This is a genomic window from Corynebacterium sp. HMSC05E07 (assembly GCF_001807225.1).
In the GTDB taxonomy this organism is placed as follows: domain Bacteria; phylum Actinomycetota; class Actinomycetes; order Mycobacteriales; family Mycobacteriaceae; genus Corynebacterium; species Corynebacterium singulare.
Genome location: NZ_KV788202.1, coordinates 206,613 through 225,005, shown reverse-complemented (window position 1 = coordinate 225,005; position 18,393 = coordinate 206,613). Strand labels below are relative to the sequence as shown.

Genomic DNA, 18,393 nt, shown 5'->3' with positions numbered 1-18,393 from the left:
CATGACACGCACCCCGGAAGACTTCGAGCCAGTCCACGCCTCGGATATCCAGCTGGCCCAATCACGCATTAGCTCGGAGATCGCCCCGACCCCTCTGCAATACTGCCCGCGTCTGTCCCAAGAAACCGGGTATGAGGTCTACCTCAAACGTGAGGACCTGCAGGACGTTCGCTCCTACAAGATTCGCGGAGCCATCTACGGAATGTCCAACCTTGGTGAGAAGCAGCGCGCGCAGGGCATCGTCACGGCGTCGGCAGGCAACCATGCCCAAGGCGTGGCTTACGCCTGCCGGACCATGGGGATCCAAGGCAAGATTTACGTCCCGGAACCCACTCCGAAGCAGAAGCGCGACCGCATCCTCGTTCATGGTGGGGACTTCGTGGAGCTCGTCGTCACTGGCGCTAACTTTGATGAGGCAGCAGCTGCAGCACACGCAGATGCCGCGGAGCGTGGTGCCTTTTTCATCGAGCCTTTTGACTCCCGCGATACCGTCACCGGCCAGGGCACGGTAGCAGCTGAGATCGTGGCGCAGCTATCATCTTTGGGCAAGTCCCTCGACACCGTCGTGGTACCCGTCGGCGGTGGCGGTCTGATCTCCGGCATCACGTCGTATCTAGCGGACATGGCCCCTCGCACGGCAGTGGTGGGGATTGAGCCGGCCGGGGCGGCGTCACTCAGCGCAGCCTTTGCAGCGGGCGAACCGGTGACGCTGGAAACCGTGGACCCATTTGTGGATGGTGCCGCTGTCAAACGCATAGGGGAGTTACCTTTTAAGGTTCTGGAAGCCAACCAGGGCCGCCTGCATTGGGATACCGTCTCCGAAGGTGCCGTGTGCACGGAGCAGCTCGCGCTGTACCAAAACGAGGGCATCATTGCCGAGCCCGCCGGCGCACTGAGCGTCACCGGCTTGCGCACGCTCAACCTGCAACCAGGATCAACGGTGGTCTGCGTGATTTCCGGCGGCAACAATGACGTGCTGCGCTACGCCGAAATCATGGAGCGCTCCCTGGTGCACCGCGGGCTCAAGCACTACTTCCTCGTGAACTTCCCACAGGAGCCGGGGCAGCTGCGCCACTTCCTGCAGGATGTCCTTGGTCCGGAGGATGACATCACGTTGTTCGAGTATCTCAAGCGCAATAACCGCGAGACTGGTGCTGCGCTCGTGGGCGTCGAGTTGGGAACCGCGGCAGGTATTGATGGTTTGTTGGAGCGCATGGAAGAATCGAAGCTGAACTGCCAGCAGCTGAAGCCAGGCACCCCCGAGTACGACTTCCTCGTCGCCTAATGCTGGAGAAATACCAACGTCCAGTCGCAGGGAAGACTGTCGAGCACGAGATTGAGATTAAGCGTTCTCGATTCATCACCCTTATCGGGCGGGTGACGGATGAGGACGAAGCGCGGGCGTTCATCGATTCCGCCCGGGACCGGTTCCCCGATGCCCGCCACCACTGTTCGGCGTACATCTATCACGTTGATGCGGCGAATCCGGTTGAGCGCTCCTCCGATGATGGCGAGCCCTCCGGCACCGCAGGAAAACCCATGCTTGATGTGCTGAAAGGCTCCGGTCTGCTCGATATTTGTGCGGTGGTGGTGCGCTATTTCGGCGGCATCAAGCTGGGTGCAGGAGGGCTTGTCCATGCGTATGGCGGTGCAGTAAGCGAGACCATGGAACAAGTAACGGCCGTCACTCGGGCCCTTCGCGAGCTGTACACTCTTGAGGTTTCTCACGCCGATGCTGGGCGCCTCGAGGCGGACCTACGCAACCGCGGGGTGGACATCGTCGACACTGCCTACGGCCAGGCGGTGATGTTTACCGTGTCCGTCGCACCCGGTGGGGAAGAAGAACTCACCGCCACCCTGGCTGCCCTGACCCAGGGGGAGGTGGCCCCGAACGAAGCGGGCACAGCCTGGGTGGAACTCAGCGGTTAACTCGTAGTGCTACGAGCCCGAGTCCACGCCGCATAGAGGGCAGAGGGATTGTAGAATAAGCGCCATGACTATGCAGCGACGCCCCAATAACCCTATTGAGAAGCGCAAGCAAGCCGTGCGTACCCACGCACGGAACGGCGCTATTGCCGTTGTGGGTGGCGTCGGCGGAGGTATCCTCCTGGGATTGACTGTGGGGAGTTTTTCCACGTGGATGGTGCTAGGTCTCGTCATCGCCGTGGTGGGTGGCGCCTATAACTGGCTAAAGATCCAGAAGATCGTCAACGAAAACCACAACCTTTAGGCCGCCCTATGGCTATTCAGCCAGACGGCCGCCCAGTTCGTATCGATGCCTGGGTCTGGTCTGTTCGCATGTTCAAGACCCGTTCCGAGGCTGCCACCGCAGTGCGCGCCGGGCACGTCAAACTCAACGGCAACGCCACCAAGCCAGCGCAGCAGGTCGTCCCTGGTGACCGCGTCCGCGTGTGGCGCAACCATCACGAGCATGACCTGGAAGTTCTTGCCACCGTGTCCAAGCGCGTGGGGGCTCCCGTCGCGCGCACCTGCTACATCGACCACGCCCCGCCACCTCCACCGAAGGAATTCCTTCCGTCAGTTCCGGTTCGCCCACGTGGCGCCGGACGCCCCACCAAGAAGGAACGCCGGCAGATGGATAAGTTCCGCGGTGGTTTCAGGTGACTACCTAGCGGGTGCTACGCAAAGCCTTAAGCCGGGCGTTCAAGCGGCGCTTGCGGTCGGAACGGTCGCCCGCTTCCGACGTAGCCTCAATGTGCTGGGGTCCGAACTTGTCGAGCAATAAATCGTCGATAAGCCTGACCTGCCCCGGGCGGAAACGGTAGCGCATAGCGTCGTGCACGTGGGCGATGGCGTCCTCATCCAGTAACTCCCTGAGTTGGCTCAAGCGGGTGATGCCATTGCTCTCTAGGAGTTCAGCGAGGAAGCGGTAGTGCTCTGAGCGGGAGCGTGGGAAACGATTGCCCAAGATGATGGCGAGCACGCCAGGCAACGTTTCCGCAGTGAGAACAATGTCCTTGTCAGTTTCGGTTCGCGGAGCCTTGAGCGCTGCGATTTCATCAAACTGTTGGTCGGCGAGCTCGATGAGACCAGCGGCGAGGGTAAAGAGGCGATCGACCTGTGGAGACGGCGGGTTCGGGCCTTGTTTATACCGGATATCGTGCTCAAACTCGGCCCACGCATGCTGCAGGACGGTGCGGATCTGAACCTCGAAGGTCCAGCCGACATAGGGCACAAGCTCTTCGAGGGCAGCGGTGCTATCTTCAGTGACTGTGAGGACTAGGTGGTGGGAACCATAACCAAAACCACCGGAAATACGGGTTTCCGCAGCCTTATCGACGGAACGCCTGACGTCAAACGTTTCCCCAAGGACAGCGAGAGCTTCGGGAATTACCGTGGAATGAAAAACATTGATGCGTACACCGAGGACATCATGGATGTCTTCCCACGGCGAGGGGTACATGAGTTCACCGTTCTCACGCTTTTTCTTAGCCTTGGCCTTGAGTGAGGGCCACTGTTTCACGCGGGTGGCTACGCGGTCGAAGATAATGCCGGCGTCGTTGAGCAGTTCTTCAATGGTGTATCGGAAGTCTTGTGCCGCGGTGGGGTGGGCATGAATCCAGGAGTGGTATTGGTTGCTTAGGCGAGACATGGGTGATTCAGCCATTGATATGAACACGACTCCTTTCGGCAACGGCGGGGAATTCAGTGGAGGTGCTTTATACCTCCAGTGGAAAGCCGTTAGCCAATACTAGTGGTTGTGGGCTGAGAGTGGGTCTATGGCGCGGGCGCAGTTCACACGCGCGGTCAGCGAGTTCAGTGGCCGCGTGATGAGAAACATCAACCAAGGCGTAGACCGTCTGGGAATCAGGAACCAGGTAGGTGATGCGCTGAGCTTGGGTCAGCCGCCGAAGGTGATTGTCCACAATAACGAACGTTTGTGGATGAGCGAGCCAGGCAGACATTGTGCAGTGTTGGGTGCGCACTTCCAGGCCGCCGTGCGCGCCGGGTAGGCTGTGCTCGGCCGGGCGGGTAAAGAAGCGCAGGCCCCGGTCGGTGAGTGCTCGGCGCTGCAAGTTCAGTGCGGCGGCATCCCATGCTTGGCGCACTGTAAGTCCCATGTCATCAAGTGCGCGCTGGCTCACTCGCTTAACTGTTGTGCCCGCGCCATGCTGTATGGCCATAGACAGTGTTCGAGAGAGCTGGATGCTGGCAGGGGAGTCACTGAAACCGTCATCACACAACTTCACGCCGTTGAGGTCCGCACTGGGGCACAAGGCGGGAAGGAGGTGGTCGACATGCAGGGACGTGGGCAGTGCAACGGTCATGGTGGGCTCCGATAAAGGTAGAACTAAGAATTTCTTACCCTTATTGGACTGGCGTTCACCGCCCTAGGTTCCCAACAGCCTTGAAAAATTTTTTCTGGGCGAGTTGTCCTCGTGCTAACGGTTTAGAAAGGAGGAGCTTCGTCCAGCTGGAGCTCTTCGAGCAGCGTGTCAGCGGGCCAGATCGCAATGTCTTGGCCTTTGGCTTGCAGTTCCTCCGCACGTTTTTCCTTGGAGGTCTTGGTGGCCCATTGTCCGGCCACAAGAATGGTGGTCTTTTTCGTTACGTTCTTGCCCACCTGGCCACCGCGTTCGGCAATCTTTGACCACAGCACCCCTTTGTCGAAGGGTTCGAAGTCACCGGTGAGAGTCACGTGCTGGCCGAACAGAGCGCCATCGGGATCGGCGTCGGGGTTTGGTTCTGGAATCGTGTCTGGGGTGGACACGGATTGCCAGGGTGCTGGGCCACGGCGGTCCTTAGGCTCGGAGCTCTTCTTCTTTTTGGCAGAAGCGGCTCCAGCCATGCGGGTGTTATCACGGAAATCAGTGCCTGCGCCCACATCGGCAGCGGACAGTGGTGCGGTGTTAGCGCGCAGGACGGGGATGATGGATTCTTCGCTCATGGTGCCTAGAGCGAACTCGCGGGTAGAGAACAGATCCTCAATAGAGCCGGAGTGGCCGAATAGGCGAGCAAGCGCACTGACAATTTCGCCAGCTGCGCGGGCGTCCGCGGTGGCCTCATGGTGGTGGAACTCGGTCGAACCGATGCATGAGGCAACGGTCGGTAGCTTGTGATTTGCCACGTCGATGATGCCGGTTCGGGACGCATCGCGTGCCAGAGCCAGGGAGCAGGCTAAGCGGATTTTTGGAATGGTGGCCTCGGCCTTTTTCAGTCCACTGCGCAGGGCAGTGGAATCGAACTGTGCGTTGTGGGCCACCAACGTGTCCGAGCCGAGGAATTCGAAAAGCTCGGCGGCAGCATCCGCGAAGGACGAGGCATCGGCCACGTCCTCGGCAGTGATGCCGTGGATACCCACGTTGACCTCATCGAAGTGTTCTAAGCCCGGAGGGGGCGTGCACAGCCACGTGCGAGATTCAGTTTCTTCACCGTCACGGAAGCGAACGGCTCCAATCTGGCATACCGATCCCCAGTTGTCGTTGGCCGTCTCCACGTCGACGGCAGTGAAATCCAATCCAGGAATTCTTGCACTGCTGGCGGGCGCCTCACCACGCAGTGCAGCCTCGACTGCACGTGTGAAAGCCTGCGCATCCTGACCAGGGGCGAAACGAATGATAGCGAGGTCAGTGTCTCCTGCATCACGTATCACGACCTGCCCAAAGCCCGTCGCCGTTGGTGCCGTGCACTCCACGCTCGTGGCATCCGCCAGCGACATTTCCTCGCGGGATGCAGCACCAAGTGACGCCGCAAGCTGCGAGCGGTGGAAAGTAAGGGCATCGGCGGTGACGTCGATGACGGCACCGTGGGCGGTGTAGGACACGAATTCCTTTCAGGATGTGGGTTTGACGGCATGCAGCGCCAGTTTAGCTCTCAGCAGAATCGTCAGAGCCAACAGTCTCCGCAGCCTCATCGGTTTCATCAAAGACGGGTGGCTCGGTTTGGCGCAGGATGAGCGTCGAGCGCGGCTGGACCATGATGGTTCCTTCGGCGTCGATAAGCTTCTCCTCGTCTGGGTAACCACCGGAGTCGGACGTGTCCACGATGAGACGCCAGCTGGCGCCCAAATCCTTGGTGGGAAGGGTGAACTCGATGTCTTCGTGGTGAGCATTGAAGATCATGATGAAAGAATCATCCGTGATGCGCTCGCCGCGAGCAGTGGTTTCCGTAATAGCATTGCCGTTGAGGTAGACCATGAGGGCCTTGCCAAACTCGAAGTCCCAGTCGCCCGGGGTCATAAGCTTGCCGGACGGCACGAGCCACGCAATATCACGATCCTTCACATCGGAACCGAAGGGGCCACCGGCCAGGAAGCGCTGGCGGCGGAAGACTGGGTGGTTCTTGCGGATATTGATCAGACGCTTGGTGAAGCCGTGCATGGCGGCATTCTTTTCCTGGTCCAGCATCGACCAGTCAATCCAGGAAATCTCGTTGTCCTGGCAGTACACGTTATTGTTGCCACCTTGCGTGCGGCCCAGCTCATCACCGTGGCACAGCATGGGGGTGCCTTGGGATAGGAGCAGGGTCGTAAGGAAGTTACGAATCTGACGGCGACGAAGCTGCTTGATCTCCTCGTCATCCGTGGGGCCCTCCACACCGTGGTTCCATGACCTGTTGTGGGACTCACCATCACGGTTGTCTTCCCCGTTCGCGTCATTGTGCTTCTCGTTATAGGTCACCAAGTCACGCAGAGTGAAGCCATCGTGCGCGGTGATGAAGTTGATAGACGCGGTGGGACGGCGACCATTGTTGGCGTAAAGATCCGAGGAACCAGTCAGGCGGGAGGCGAATTCACCCATGGTGGATGGCTCACCGCGCCAGAAATCGCGGACGGTGTCGCGGTACTTTCCGTTCCACTCGCTCCAGATCGGCGGGAAGTTACCAACCTGGTAACCATTGTGGCCGACATCCCACGGCTCAGCGATGAGCTTGACCTTGGAGACCACGGGATCTTGCTGAACCAAGTCGAAGAAGGTGGCCAGCTTGTCAACGTCATCAAGCTCACGCGCCAGGGTGGAGGCCAAGTCGAAGCGGAAACCGTCTACGCGCATCTCCTCCACCCAGTAGCGCAGGGAATCCATGATGAGCTGCAACGAGTGCGGGTGACGCACGTTGAGAGAGTTACCGGTGCCGGTGTAATCCATGTAGTGCTCGGGGTTGTCATCCACCAAGCGGTAATAGGCATGGTTGTCGATGCCGCGGAAGGCAATGGTGGGGCCCATGTGGTTACCCTCAGCAGTGTGGTTGTACACCACGTCAAGGATGACTTCGATGCCGGCCTCGTGGAAGGCGCGGACCATGGCCTTGAATTCTGCGACGACCTCACCGGGCTTCTTGGCGTAGGCATAGTCTGCGTGCGGGGCAAAGAAGCCGAATGTGTTGTACCCCCAGTAGTTGCGCAGGTCTAGTTGGCGCAGACGGTCATCCTGGAGGAATTGGTGAACCGGCAGAAGCTCTACCGCGGTGACACCGAGGTCTTTGAAGTAGTTGATGATGGCTGGGTGTGCCATGCCGGCGTAGGTTCCACGCAGTTCTTCGGGGACGTCTGGGTGGGACATCGTCATGCCCTTGACGTGGGCTTCGTAGATGATGGTCTCATTATCCGGGGTGTGCGGGCGGTTGTCGCCGTGCCACTCGAAGAAGGGATTGATGACCACCGAGAGCATGGTGTGGCCGAGCGAGTCCTCCTCGTTGCGGCCGGTGCCGGGCTCAGAGGCGTAGATATCGTAGGAGTACAGGGAGGCATCCCCGTCGAAGTCTCCGTCGAATGCGCGGGCGTAGGGGTCCACGAGGAGCTTGGAGGGGTCACAGCGCAGACCGCGCTCAGGCTCGTAGGGTCCGTGGACGCGGTACCCATAGCGCTGGCCGGGGGTGACATTGGGGAGGTAAGCGTGCCAGACGTGCGCGGTGATCTCGGTGAGTTCAACGCGCTCCTCGGTGCCATCTTGATCGATGAGGCACAGCTCGACCTTTTCTGCTGCTTCGGAAAAGATTGCAAAGTTGGTTCCGGCTCCATCGAAGGTGGAACCGAGGGGTGATGGGGAGCCAGGCCACACCTGGCGAGAATGTAGCGCTTCAGCACGGGTGTCAGTCATGGCGTTCAGCTTAGTCATATTTGACGAAAGGGATCGTCACGCGCGGGGAACACAGCGAACTCACAGGGCGCGTAAACCAGCGATGACGAGTTCCGTGGCGCGCACGGCAGCATCATCGGTGAGTGACTCTGTGGAAGCGCCACCGAGCTGGGCGTGGGACTGTTCCATGAACGAGGCGCCGAGGACATAATGAATCAACGTGCGTGCGGCGACGCCGATGCTTTCCGACGCCCCCTCCGGCACCTCCTTCTGCAGGGCTTCGCAAAAAAGCTCCTCAAGGTCGGCGCGTGTGGTTGACTCCGGAAAGGCGGCTCCGGCGATCGCTACTTCGGCGCCGTCCCGCCATCGCGAGAGTTCGCGGTGGAGGGAGCTTGCTAAATCGACCGGGGTATCGCCGGTAACCGGTGAGAGGATTTCCGCGGCCATGGCAGCGATAAGGGCCTGCTTGTTGGCCACATGCCAATACAAGGCGCCGGGAGCAACGCCGAGGGTCGTGGCGACGCGGCGCATGGTGACGTCGGCAAGCCCATAGCTAGTTAAGAGCTCTAGGGCCGTGGATACGATAGCGTCGCGAGAAAGGTGCACAAAGGTCTACTTTACGGGTCGGGCGGAGATGGTGGGGCAATAAAGAGTAGTGAGACTCACAGGAAGCTTCAAGGTGTGGGTCATGATTTCTTCAACGACGCCTTGTTAGGGTTGTGTGAAATGCACAAGAGCATGCGTTATGTCCGCTACGCATCGAGCGCAGTGGACGTGGCGAAATCTGTCGCTCTCTTTATAGAAATTTAGGAGTTAACCCTTGTCTTTTTTGACCCCTGCCAAGAAGTCCCTCGTTGCAGTTGCACTCGTTGCGCCGCTGACCCTGGCTGCCTGCGGTGGTGACGGCGAGGACGTTGCGGAGACCGCCTCCTCCGCGGTCAAGACCACCACGACCACCAAGTCCAAGGAGGAGACCTCCGAGGAAAAGGATAAGGACAAGGAGTCCGAGAAGAAGGACGAGGGCGCGGAGAAGAAGGACGGCGAAGAGCAGGCCCCGAAGCCGGAAGGCGAAGAGGCGCCGGCTGAGGGTGAAGGCGCTGAACAGACTCTTGCTAACCCGTTCGAGAACGGTGTGGACCCCTTCCAGAGCATGCCGAAGGTCGATCCGATCCAGGGCCAGGCCGCAAGCCAGGAAGACATCGACGGAATCAACGGCCTCGTTCGCGGTATGTACGACCAGCAGACCATGCGTAGCTTCGTGAAGTACCTGCCGGATCACACCTGTGAAGCAGTGCGTAATGACCCGAACTCCGGCCTGAGCGAGTTGGACTACAACCAGATTCCGGATGTTCCGATGAACCAGCTCAAGGACATGATGGCAACAGCCGGTGCTGACACCTCCCAGATGGAAGGCTTCGATTGGAACCAGACTGGCGTTGAGTCCATCAACGACGTCGTGGTCGATGGTGACTCTGCGTCCGCAACCGTGAACGTCAACACCAGCAAGGGCTTGGATAGCTCCACCATGCGTTTCAAGCGTGAGAACGGTAACTGGACCTTCTGCAACTAAGCGCAGCTCGTGTCTGTACTGCGTACTCCGCACCTTCGTATACCCCGCGCCATCGGCTTTGGCGCGGGGTTGCTCGCGTTGGCGCTCCTTCTTTTCTCTGGGGTTGGGGCTGTGTGGGGTCTGTGGCGGCCCACGCTGGAGGGGCATCGAGTGGAGGGCGGTGGGTATGCGCTGACTAACTCCGCGAACGTGCAGTTTCTATCCTTTGTCACATTCGTCATGATTACCGGCCTTCTTGGGGTGGTGATCGGCACGGTGGCTTATCTTCGAGGGGAGCGCTTTCGGGGTGTTGGGGTGCTTGTGTGGTCAGGCGTGGTGTGCTTGGCGGGTGCGGCGGCCTTTTATGTCTTCGGCGGGGCTACTGCCACGGCCGTGCCGGAGAACCCCGGAGAGTTTGTCGAGTTTGTGCCGAAATTTTCTCCTGCCATTGGATGGCTCGTGGCCCCGTTTATGTCCATGTTTGCCTACTGGTCTGCTGTTTTTATTAATCCTGATAGTGGTTATGGGATGACGACTGGCAATGATCCGAGCAATAAAACACAGAAAAGTCTAGAATCCGCAGATTAAATGAGGAAAGATGGGTGTTAAATCTGCCGAAGGCCAGCTTCTCTATCTCTAGGAGTCACCTCTATGGACTTCGTTCTCGCTTTAGGCGAAAACCCTGACTATCCTCTCTGGCTGCGTGCGAGCCACCTCATCAACTTCATCTTGATGGGTATGTTGCTTCGTTCCGGCTGGGAGATGCTATCTTCCATGCCACGTCTGTGGTGGCGCAATGACTGTGCGCCTGGTACCGAGTGGTTGAAGTTCACTAAGCGTGAGCTCCCGAAGGAGGAGGGCGTGTACACCTCCCTCATGGATGAGCTCTCAGCCTCACCATTGCTGACATTACCGGGACGTGAAAACATCGGTCTGGGACGCCACTGGCATGGTGTGTCGGTCATGCTCTGGGTGCTCAACGGACTCGTTTATGTCACGTTGCTCTTCGCCACCGGCTTGTGGCGGCGCATCGTTCCGACTTCCTGGGACATCATCCCCGAGGCGTGGGATAGCTTGCTTACCTACATGAGTCTGCAAACACCGGCTCTTGAGCATTTCGATCCCTACGATGCCTTGCAGCAATTGGCCTACTTTGGAGTCATTTTCATCCTTGCACCATTCATGATGCTGACGGGTGTGGCCATGGCTCCAGCGGTGCGCGTCCGCTTCCCGTGGTACGTCAAGTTGTGGGGCGGCCACCAAGGTGCACGTTCCCTGCACTTCATCGGCATGGTCTTCATGTGTGTGTTCATCATCATCCACGTCTTCCTAGTGTTCTTCGTCCACCGCGAATACAACATGGTGCATATGGTCTTCGGTGATGTCACTCCGGAGCGCTATGCCCAAGCCTTCACCACAATCGTCATCACCATCGGTCTTGTCATCGCCTTCTGGATTGGCCTGTCCTACTGGTCCTTGGCGGACCGCGCACGTGCGCACCGCCTTACTACAGGAATTTCGGAGATTGGTCGCAAGCTCTTCCTCAACTGGATGCGTCCCCAGGGTGCCAGCAAGAGCGCGTACACGGACAAGGACATCTCTGAGTTTCACTGGACCAACGGCTTGCCGCCGACCCCGGAAGAGTCGCAGGAATGGACTGCCTTCCACGACAACGATTGGGCTGGCTACGAAATTACTGTTGCGGATGACGTGACTGGTGCCTCTCGCGTGGTGACACTAGAGGAACTCCGCGCACTGCCACAGCGCTCGTACATTGCAACCCACACCTGCATGCAGGGCTGGTCGGCGACCTCCCGGTGGGAAGGTCCTGCCATCAGGGATGTTCTGGCCTTGCTGGGGCCGAAGCCCGACGGTGCGAACTATGTGATGGTGGAATCTTATGGCCTGGCCCAAAAGATGTATGACAACCGTCCGCGTGAGCCCTTCTACGCTTGTTTTGACATCGAGACGGCTTCGGAAGAGCAGTCAATTCTGGCGATTACACGAAATGACAAGCCGCTCGAGGTTCATCTTGGTGCTCCCGTCCGTGCCCGTGTGGAATCCAATCATGGCTATAAGGCCGTGAAATGGGTAAGCAAAGTCGCGTGGATTCGTGACTACGCTGACTATGGAGACGGCCGTGGCGGTACTCGTGAGGACTCGGCATTGCAGGCCTTCAATGGCCGTATTTAAGTAGGGGCGTACACTCTCCTCCATGTCGATTGTTTCCAGTTATTTTCAGGTCAGCGGCGTCAAAGACGATAATGATGTTCGTAAGGCGCTGCAGGCTTTATATGACATCTTTGCGGAAAATGGGCTTGGTCAGGCGACCTTCGAGATTACCGATTCGGATCACGCGCAGCTTGTGGTGAAGCACAAAGAGAACGTGGAACCGTCCATCGACGTGATGAATAAGGCGTTGGCGAAAGCGGGCGAGTACCGCATCATCGCTTAACGCCGAAGGGGGCAAGAGGCGTCTAGCAACCTAAGGCCAGACGACGGGGGAGGAGCCCATGGCATCGTGGGAAATGTCATCGATGCCGTGGAGTACATGTTTGATGCCGCGGCCGAGGGCGGTGACCAGTTGGGCGTCGGAAAGCCCAGCTCCTGTCATGACGGCGTAATCCACCCGGATCTGCAGGCCATCCATGTTGGAGTGGCAAAATGCGGACGCCGAATGGTTGGCCCGGTTCCAGTCATTGCAGATGAGGAACATCTTGGAAAACTCGCCGCCGGGAAGGTTTGGATCCCAGTGGCCCTTAATGATGAGGCTAGGTCCAGAATCTATGGCAAAGGCGAAGAGAACATCGTTGATCCACGCGTAGATGGCGTCCCCGGAATCCGATTGAAAGCGTGTGATTCCGAGCGAGGGCAGCATTTCCTCTAGACGGGAAATATCGACGGTGGACACTGGGCCATCGAGCTCGGAAGGCTCATCCGGCGCCGCGGGACGGGGAAGCATCAGTGCAGGAAAACGCGTTGCGAGCTCCTCGAGACACGCCCCTGCATTGAACAGCGCCGGCAGGACGGATGCAGCGAGCTGTGCTGTGGTGGGTGCTTGGTGGACGACGAGGAAAGAATGACCCCACACTTCGACCTCGGTGGGGGTGGTGTAATTGAGCACCAAATGGGGTGACAGGCAGTCGTGATTCCAGTCGTTGACGAACTCGCTGAGCTCAGGGATTTCACCAAACCCAAGGGCCCCATTATGAGTGGTGTAGAGGCGCAAGATGGGCTCACCGTCGGTGTCCATGTACACGCGAGTTTCCCCTAAAGGGGAGTGGGGAAAGAGGAGCTCGTCGGCGTTGACGCGGATGCAATCCAGCTCTTCGCAGTGTGCGAGCTTCTCCATTCGAGTGAGTAGCTCGGAGTGGTCCTGGCCGTCGTGCTCGTCGGCGTCGTTACTCATGTCGCCGCCTCTCTTCACCAGTGGTGGTGCGTCAATGTATTAGTAGTGACACATTCTATAACCTGCACCTTGGGGCCCGCTGGCTTTTGGCACGGGTATAGTAAAGGGAAGGTATAGAAACCACTGCATATTATAAAAAGGGGCTGCGCCATGCTAAGAACCATTGACCTGCGTGGAGAGAAACTCACTACCTCCCGCCTGCGCCGAGTCCTGCCGCGTGGAGGCACGGATGTGTCCTCCGTGATGGACACAGTGATCCCCATGGTGGAGTCAGTACGCGATGGTGGCGCGGCCGCAGCCCTCGATTTTGGTGAGCGTTTTGATGGTGTGCGCCCAGAAGCTGTGCGTGTGCGCACCGAAGAGCTCGAGAAGGCCGCAGCCGAACTCGATCCTCACGTGCGAGCCGCAATCGAGGAATCCATTAACCGTGTGCGCGCCGTGCATGCGGATCAGAAGCCTTCCCCGCACACCACAACCCTGGCTCCTGGCGCTACGGTCACAGAGGTGTTCCAGCCGATTGAGCGTGTGGGGCTCTACGTGCCCGGCGGTAAGGCGGTTTATCCTTCCTCGGTCATCATGAACGTCATCCCGGCTCAGGAAGCAGGCGCTGAAGCCATGGTTGTGGCCTCCCCACCACAGAAGGACTTCGGTGGCCTGCCACACCCGACGGTTCTGGCGACCTGCCACATGCTGGGCGTGGACGAGGTCTGGGCGGTTGGTGGTGGCCAAGCTATCGCGCTGTTGGCCTATGGTGACGATGAGCCAGCTACGGGAGAGGCAGCGCTTGAACCAGTCGATATTATTACCGGCCCAGGCAACGTATTCGTGGCTGCAGCTAAGCGGGCGGTACGGGGAGTAGTAGGGATCGACGCTGAGGCAGGACCGACCGAAATCGCCATTTTGGCTGATGAAACGGCGAACCCCGTCTACGTTGCCTATGACCTCATTTCCCAAGCGGAGCACGACCCAATGGCAGCATCCGTCCTCATTACTGACTCCGAAGAGCTAGCGGAGGCCGTGGGCGCAGAAGTAGCTCGGCGTTACACTGCGACGGCGAATGCCGAGCGGGCTGCCGCGGCGTTGCGCGGCGAGCAGTCCGGCATCGTGCTTGTCAGTGACCTTGAGGCGGGCATCGCCGTGGCTGATGCGTATGCCGCCGAGCACGTGGAGATTCATACCGCGAGCGCCCGTGAGGTGGCGGAGCGCATCCGGCATGCAGGCGCCATCTTTGTGGGTGACTACTCGCCGGTACCGCTGGGTGATTACACGGCAGGCTCCAACCACGTCTTGCCAACCTCCGGCACAGCGCGATTCAGCGCGGGGTTGTCCACCCACACTTTCCTGCGCCCAGTCAATCTTGTGGAATATGACCGTGCAGCACTGGGGGAGGTGGCCGAGAAGGTCATTGCCTTCGCCACAGCCGAGGAACTTCCAGCACACGGCGAGGCAATTGCCGCCCGCTTCGATGCCCCGAACACACCCGAGAACTAGCGAGAGCTAGCGACACCTGAGGAGGCCAACACCATGGCTGAGTTGAAGGATCTTCCCCTGCGCGAAGAACTGCGTGGATCTAGCGCCTACGGCGCGCCGCAGCTGACAGTGACGAATCAGCTCAACACCAACGAAAACCCCTATCCGCCGTCGGAGGCTTTGGTCCGAGACATGGTCATGGCCGTCGAAAAGCACGCAGCCCAGCTCAACCGCTACCCCGAACGTGACGCCGTGGAGCTGCGCACCGCGCTGGCGGGCTACGTGAGCGGGCAGACCGGCGTGACCGTTAGCGTGGACAATGTGTGGGCCGCTAACGGTTCGAATGAGGTGCTGCAGCAGTTGCTGCAGGCCTTCGGCGGTCCTGGTCGCAGCGCCCTCGGTTTCACTCCCAGTTACTCCATGCACCCGATTCTTTGCGCCGGCACGCAGACGGAATTCATCTCTTGCCCGCGTACCGAGGATTTCCGGATTGATGAAGAGGCGGCCTTGGAGGCCGTTGAGAAGCACCGCCCTGATGTTATCTTTATCACCACCCCGAATAACCCCACCGGTGATGTTACGCCCATCGAGGTGGTGGAGAAGATTATCCAGGCAGCGCCCGGAATCGTCATCGTGGACGAAGCCTACATGGAGTTTTCTCCCTCGCCTTCGGCCACCACTCTCCTGGAGAACTACCCCACGAAGCTCGTGGTCTCCCGCACCATGTCGAAGGCCTTCGACTTCGCCGGTGGACGCCTAGGGTATTTCGTTGCTGACCCCGCTTTCGTCGAGGCCGTGATGCTCGTGCGTTTGCCGTACCACCTCTCAGTGCTCTCCCAGATTGCGGCCATCGTGGCGATCAAACACAAAGAAGAAACATTGAGCACCGTGGCCACACTATCGGCGGAACGCGATCGCGTCGTGGCCCGCCTCAAGGAGCTCGGCTACTACGTAGTACCGAGCGAATCCAACTTCGTATCCTTTGGGCGCTTTTCCGACCAACACGCAGTGTGGCAAGGATTCCTTGACCGCGATGTTCTCATCCGTGACAACGGCGTCCCGGGACTATTGCGCGCCACCATTGGCCTGCCGCAGGAAAATGACGCCTTCCTTTCGGCCGCAGCGGACCTGGCAGATACAGTAGAGATGGTTGAGAAATAACACCATGAACACGATGTGAAGGAGGAGCGTGAGACTATGAGTACCGACGTAGTTGAGAGCCAAGAGCGCGGTCACCGTATTGGTCGCGCTGAGCGCGCCACAGGGGAGACAAGAATCTCCGTCGAAATCAATCTCGACGGTACTGGGAAGGCGGATATTTCCACAGGTCTGCCGTTCTTCGATCACATGCTCACCGCCGTGTCTACTCACGGCGCCTTCGACCTCACTGTTCACGCTGAAGGCGACATTGAGATCGACGCGCACCACACTGTCGAAGACACGGCCATTGTCCTCGGCCGCGCATTTCTTGAAGCCCTGGGGGACAAGTCCGGCATCCGCCGCTTTGGTTCCCAGCTTCTGCCTATGGATGAGACCCTCGTTGAGGCTGTCGTGGACATTTCTGGCCGCCCCTACTTCGTCATGAACGGCGAGCCCGAGAGCTTGGAATGGCAGATCATCGGCGGGCATTATGCCACGGTGATTAACCGGCACTTCTTCGAGACCTTCGCTATCCATTCTGCGACGACCCTGCATGTCAATGTTCGCTACGGGCGCGATCCGCACCACATCACGGAGGCGGAGTACAAGGCGGTGGCCCGTGCTCTGCGCCAGGCTACCGAACGTGATCCGCGGGTCAGCGGCGTTCCATCGACGAAGGGAGCGCTCTAACCTATTATGAACATCTTTGTTCTTTTCTTGTTTCTCGTCGCTGGGTTGCTTATCGGCGGTGCATGGTCGGCCTACCAGAATGACTCCAAACTCATGACTGTGGTTGCGGGCGTCTTGGCAGCGATAACGATCGCGGCCGCAGTGGCATGGCTGCTGGATATTTTCTCGGAAGGGGTGTCGGCGAAATGACTGGATCGACTCCTACGAGCGTATGGAAGGTTGCCGGCTTTAAAGAGACCATGATCGCGGTGGTCTCCGCGTTCGGTGCCTGGTCAGTGCTGCTGCCCGTTGTGCCCTTGGCGGTGCTTGATGCCGGCGGTTCGGCGACATTGGCTGGCGCTACCACGGGTGTCTTTATGTTGGCTACCGTCCTCACCCAGATGATGACCCCGATGCTGTTGCGTATCTTTGGCTACCGTCCTGTGATGGCGGCCTCAGCTTTGCTCCTGGGAGTGCCAGCGTTGGGGCACATGCTTGGTGACGCCGCTCCCATTGCCCTTGGCTTTTCTGCCCTACGCGGTATTGGCTTTGGTGCTCTGACTGTGGGCGAAAACGCCTTGATCGCGGAAATTACACCGCGACGCCTTCTGGGTAAGGCCACAGGCATTTTCGGATTGTTTATCGGTGCAGCACAAATGGCCTTCTTGCCGGTTGGTCTCGCAGTTGCAGCGGCCTTCAACTACAACATCGTCTACCTGCTGGCGGCGGGACTTGGTCTGCTGGGATTCTTCACCTGCATCCTCGTCCCCAAGATCAAGGCAGCCCCCGTCGGAACCCCGGATCCGTCGGATACCACCCCGCGTGCGCCGATGTGGAAACTCGTGTTGGTTCCGGCGCTGGCGCTGACCAGCTTCTCCGTGAGCTACGGTGTGGCCTCAAACTTCATCTCCCCAGCAGTGCGTGAGCTAGATCCAGAGCGCGGCGCCGTCCTTGGTGGCCTCATGCTGTCCGTTATCGGCGGTGCGGCCATGATCTTCCGCTATGTGGCGGGTGTCGTGGCGGACCGAGCCGGAAGGCCGGGAACGCTCATGATTCCGGCGCAGATTTTCTCTGTCTTTGGTGTGGGACTTATCGCGGTGGTGCTGTGGCAGGAGTGGTCGGTCTGGCTGCTCGTATTCGGAACCACGATTTATGGCGCAGGCTTCGGCGTTGTTCAGAATGAGGCGTTGCTGTCGATGTTCGACCGACTGCCTCGTGAGCGCCTTTCAGAAGGCTCTGCCGTGTGGAATATCTTCTACGACGGTGGCACCGGTCTTGGTTCCACGGCCCTCGGTGCGGTGGTGGCGATGTCCGGTTATGACGGGGCCTTTGCCACGGGTTCCGCCATTATCGCGGTGGGTCTTCTCATGACCTTGGCGGATAGCGCACTGGGCAAGACGCGCGTGAGTGAAATCAATGACATCAAAACCCGACTCCGGATGATTAGGTGGCCGAGGAGGCCTGGAAAGGAACAACGATGAGTTCCCGGAACGTCGCCGTCCTCGATTATGGGGCGGGTAATCTGCGCTCTGCCGTCCGCGCGCTTGAGCGCGTCGGTGCAGAGGTCACCGTCACAGCAGACTCCAAGCGTGCGGTTGAGGCGGATGGTTTGCTCGTGCCCGGTGTGGGCGCCTTCGCCGCCTGCATGAAGGGGCTGCGTGACGCCCAGGGCCCGCGCATCATCGGTCAGCGACTTGCCGGTGGACGTCCGGTTCTTGGCATCTGTGTGGGTATGCAGGTGCTCTTTGAATCCGGCACCGAACATGGCATTCACACAGAGGGCTGCGGGGAATGGCCGGGCGATGTGAGCAAGCTGTACGCTGACGTCTTGCCTCACATGGGATGGAACACCGTGGAAATCCCTCAGGGCAGCGATATGTTCGACGGTATCGGCCCGGAGGATCGCTTCTACTTCGTCCATTCCTACGCTGCCCGTAGCTGGGAGCTGCAGACCGAAATCACCGAGCCACCAAAAGTTGCGTGGTCAGAGTACGGCGGGGACCGCTTTGTGGCCGCGGTGGACAATGGTGCGCTGTGGGCTACGCAGTTCCATCCGGAGAAGTCCGGGGATGCGGGCTCGCAGCTGTTAAAGAACTGGATCGGAACGCTTTAAAGAGCTC

At 59.2% G+C, this 18,393-nt stretch carries 20 protein-coding genes; 14 read left to right on the top strand and 6 right to left on the bottom strand.

Translation table 11 applies throughout. From position 1 onward, the window contains the following. Position 1 precedes the first annotated feature (1 nt). The 4 genes from ilvA (at position 2) to HMPREF3149_RS01255 (ending at position 2,625) form a co-directional block, all read left to right on the top strand. The gene (gene ilvA, locus HMPREF3149_RS01270; RefSeq protein WP_070535946.1) at positions 2-1,285 is read left to right on the top strand and encodes a threonine ammonia-lyase IlvA; all 1,284 of its coding nucleotides are present in this window, start codon (positions 2-4) and stop codon (positions 1,283-1,285) included. Beyond that, on the top strand, positions 1,285-1,929 hold the full coding sequence (locus HMPREF3149_RS01265) for a YigZ family protein (RefSeq protein ID WP_070535943.1): 645 nt from the start codon (positions 1,285-1,287) through the stop codon (positions 1,927-1,929). Before ilvA ends, HMPREF3149_RS01265 begins: the two co-directional genes overlap by 1 nt. Positions 1,930-1,993: 64 nt before the next feature. Then, positions 1,994-2,230 (top strand): hypothetical protein, encoded by a 237-nt coding sequence (locus HMPREF3149_RS01260; RefSeq protein WP_042531492.1) that lies wholly within the window; start codon positions 1,994-1,996, stop codon positions 2,228-2,230. A gap of 8 nt (positions 2,231-2,238) precedes the next feature. Then, entirely contained in the window at positions 2,239-2,625 is a 387-nt protein-coding gene (locus tag HMPREF3149_RS01255; RefSeq protein WP_042531490.1) for an RNA-binding S4 domain-containing protein, read from the top strand. A gap of 4 nt (positions 2,626-2,629) precedes the next feature. Here the strand turns inward: HMPREF3149_RS01255 and HMPREF3149_RS01250 are convergent, their stop codons facing one another. The 5 genes from HMPREF3149_RS01250 to HMPREF3149_RS01230 all read right to left on the bottom strand — a co-directional run bounded on the left by HMPREF3149_RS01250 (position 2,630) and on the right by HMPREF3149_RS01230 (position 8,642). Then, positions 2,630-3,628 carry a GTP pyrophosphokinase gene (locus HMPREF3149_RS01250; RefSeq protein WP_070535940.1) on the bottom strand — a complete coding sequence of 333 codons (999 nt, stop codon included), beginning with the start codon at positions 3,626-3,628 and terminating at the stop codon, positions 2,630-2,632. A gap of 52 nt (positions 3,629-3,680) precedes the next feature. After that, on the bottom strand, positions 3,681-4,289 hold the full coding sequence (locus HMPREF3149_RS01245; protein WP_070535937.1) for a hypothetical protein: 609 nt from the start codon (positions 4,287-4,289) through the stop codon (positions 3,681-3,683). A gap of 122 nt (positions 4,290-4,411) precedes the next feature. After that, entirely contained in the window at positions 4,412-5,785 is a 1,374-nt protein-coding gene (locus HMPREF3149_RS01240; RefSeq protein WP_070535934.1) for an exonuclease domain-containing protein, read from the bottom strand. 43 nt (positions 5,786-5,828) lie between these two features. Beyond that, complete coding sequence (glgX, locus tag HMPREF3149_RS01235) at positions 5,829-8,057, bottom strand: glycogen debranching protein GlgX (RefSeq protein ID WP_070535932.1); 2,229 nt, start codon at positions 8,055-8,057, stop codon at positions 5,829-5,831. Between the two features lie 60 nt (positions 8,058-8,117). Then, positions 8,118-8,642 carry a TetR family transcriptional regulator gene (locus HMPREF3149_RS01230; protein WP_042531481.1) on the bottom strand — a complete coding sequence of 175 codons (525 nt, stop codon included), beginning with the start codon at positions 8,640-8,642 and terminating at the stop codon, positions 8,118-8,120. 214 nt (positions 8,643-8,856) lie between these two features. Between HMPREF3149_RS01230 and HMPREF3149_RS01220 the strand changes: the two genes are divergently transcribed. The 4 genes from HMPREF3149_RS01220 to HMPREF3149_RS01205 all read left to right on the top strand — a co-directional run bounded on the left by HMPREF3149_RS01220 (position 8,857) and on the right by HMPREF3149_RS01205 (position 12,040). Next, the gene (locus HMPREF3149_RS01220; RefSeq protein ID WP_070535926.1) at positions 8,857-9,606 is read left to right on the top strand and encodes a hypothetical protein; all 750 of its coding nucleotides are present in this window, start codon (positions 8,857-8,859) and stop codon (positions 9,604-9,606) included. Positions 9,607-9,615: 9 nt separating this feature from the next. Further along, positions 9,616-10,173, top strand: coding sequence for a hypothetical protein (locus HMPREF3149_RS01215; protein ID WP_246819908.1), 558 nt, complete (start codon positions 9,616-9,618; stop codon positions 10,171-10,173). Between the two features lie 63 nt (positions 10,174-10,236). Beyond that, positions 10,237-11,778: a molybdopterin-dependent oxidoreductase gene (locus HMPREF3149_RS01210; protein WP_070535923.1), complete on the top strand. Its 1,542-nt coding sequence runs from the start codon at positions 10,237-10,239 to the stop codon at positions 11,776-11,778. A gap of 22 nt (positions 11,779-11,800) precedes the next feature. Continuing rightward, on the top strand, positions 11,801-12,040 hold the full coding sequence (locus tag HMPREF3149_RS01205) for a hypothetical protein (protein ID WP_042531477.1): 240 nt from the start codon (positions 11,801-11,803) through the stop codon (positions 12,038-12,040). A 30-nt stretch (positions 12,041-12,070) separates the two neighbouring features. On the opposite strand, the gene HMPREF3149_RS01200 is transcribed toward HMPREF3149_RS01205, so the two are convergent. Then, complete coding sequence (locus HMPREF3149_RS01200) at positions 12,071-12,994, bottom strand: YbjN domain-containing protein (RefSeq protein WP_042531476.1); 924 nt, start codon at positions 12,992-12,994, stop codon at positions 12,071-12,073. Between the two features lie 150 nt (positions 12,995-13,144). Between HMPREF3149_RS01200 and hisD the strand changes: the two genes are divergently transcribed. The 6 genes from hisD to hisH are packed head-to-tail and all read left to right on the top strand — an operon-like array spanning position 13,145 to position 18,386. Next, positions 13,145-14,485: a histidinol dehydrogenase gene (hisD, locus tag HMPREF3149_RS01195; RefSeq protein ID WP_070535920.1), complete on the top strand. Its 1,341-nt coding sequence runs from the start codon at positions 13,145-13,147 to the stop codon at positions 14,483-14,485. A 33-nt stretch (positions 14,486-14,518) separates the two neighbouring features. Next, positions 14,519-15,625 carry a histidinol-phosphate transaminase gene (locus HMPREF3149_RS01190; RefSeq protein WP_070535917.1) on the top strand — a complete coding sequence of 369 codons (1,107 nt, stop codon included), beginning with the start codon at positions 14,519-14,521 and terminating at the stop codon, positions 15,623-15,625. 36 nt (positions 15,626-15,661) lie between these two features. Further along, a complete protein-coding gene (gene hisB, locus HMPREF3149_RS01185) occupies positions 15,662-16,294 on the top strand; it encodes an imidazoleglycerol-phosphate dehydratase HisB (protein WP_070535915.1) in 633 nt (210 codons plus the stop codon). Between the two features lie 6 nt (positions 16,295-16,300). After that, positions 16,301-16,483: a hypothetical protein gene (locus tag HMPREF3149_RS01180; RefSeq protein ID WP_070535912.1), complete on the top strand. Its 183-nt coding sequence runs from the start codon at positions 16,301-16,303 to the stop codon at positions 16,481-16,483. Continuing rightward, positions 16,480-17,754: an MFS transporter gene (locus HMPREF3149_RS01175; RefSeq protein WP_070535909.1), complete on the top strand. Its 1,275-nt coding sequence runs from the start codon at positions 16,480-16,482 to the stop codon at positions 17,752-17,754. Before HMPREF3149_RS01180 ends, HMPREF3149_RS01175 begins: the two co-directional genes overlap by 4 nt. Next, entirely contained in the window at positions 17,751-18,386 is a 636-nt protein-coding gene (gene hisH, locus HMPREF3149_RS01170; RefSeq protein WP_070535906.1) for an imidazole glycerol phosphate synthase subunit HisH, read from the top strand. Before HMPREF3149_RS01175 ends, hisH begins: the two co-directional genes overlap by 4 nt. Positions 18,387-18,393 lie beyond the last annotated feature (7 nt).

Coding starts and splice junctions, on each gene's coding strand:
- ilvA (WP_070535946.1), top strand. CDS start 2: ATGACACGCACCCCGGAAGACTTCGAGCCAGTCCACGCCTCGGATATC.
- HMPREF3149_RS01265 (WP_070535943.1), top strand. CDS start 1,285: ATGCTGGAGAAATACCAACGTCCAGTCGCAGGGAAGACTGTCGAGCAC.
- HMPREF3149_RS01260 (WP_042531492.1), top strand. CDS start 1,994: ATGACTATGCAGCGACGCCCCAATAACCCTATTGAGAAGCGCAAGCAA.
- HMPREF3149_RS01255 (WP_042531490.1), top strand. CDS start 2,239: ATGGCTATTCAGCCAGACGGCCGCCCAGTTCGTATCGATGCCTGGGTC.
- HMPREF3149_RS01250 (WP_070535940.1), bottom strand. CDS start 3,628: ATGGCTGAATCACCCATGTCTCGCCTAAGCAACCAATACCACTCCTGG.
- HMPREF3149_RS01245 (WP_070535937.1), bottom strand. CDS start 4,289: ATGACCGTTGCACTGCCCACGTCCCTGCATGTCGACCACCTCCTTCCC.
- glgX (WP_070535932.1), bottom strand. CDS start 8,057: ATGACTGACACCCGTGCTGAAGCGCTACATTCTCGCCAGGTGTGGCCT.
- HMPREF3149_RS01210 (WP_070535923.1), top strand. CDS start 10,237: ATGGACTTCGTTCTCGCTTTAGGCGAAAACCCTGACTATCCTCTCTGG.
- HMPREF3149_RS01205 (WP_042531477.1), top strand. CDS start 11,801: ATGTCGATTGTTTCCAGTTATTTTCAGGTCAGCGGCGTCAAAGACGAT.
- HMPREF3149_RS01200 (WP_042531476.1), bottom strand. CDS start 12,994: ATGAGTAACGACGCCGACGAGCACGACGGCCAGGACCACTCCGAGCTA.
- hisD (WP_070535920.1), top strand. CDS start 13,145: ATGCTAAGAACCATTGACCTGCGTGGAGAGAAACTCACTACCTCCCGC.
- HMPREF3149_RS01190 (WP_070535917.1), top strand. CDS start 14,519: ATGGCTGAGTTGAAGGATCTTCCCCTGCGCGAAGAACTGCGTGGATCT.
- hisB (WP_070535915.1), top strand. CDS start 15,662: ATGAGTACCGACGTAGTTGAGAGCCAAGAGCGCGGTCACCGTATTGGT.
- HMPREF3149_RS01180 (WP_070535912.1), top strand. CDS start 16,301: ATGAACATCTTTGTTCTTTTCTTGTTTCTCGTCGCTGGGTTGCTTATC.
- HMPREF3149_RS01175 (WP_070535909.1), top strand. CDS start 16,480: ATGACTGGATCGACTCCTACGAGCGTATGGAAGGTTGCCGGCTTTAAA.
- hisH (WP_070535906.1), top strand. CDS start 17,751: ATGAGTTCCCGGAACGTCGCCGTCCTCGATTATGGGGCGGGTAATCTG.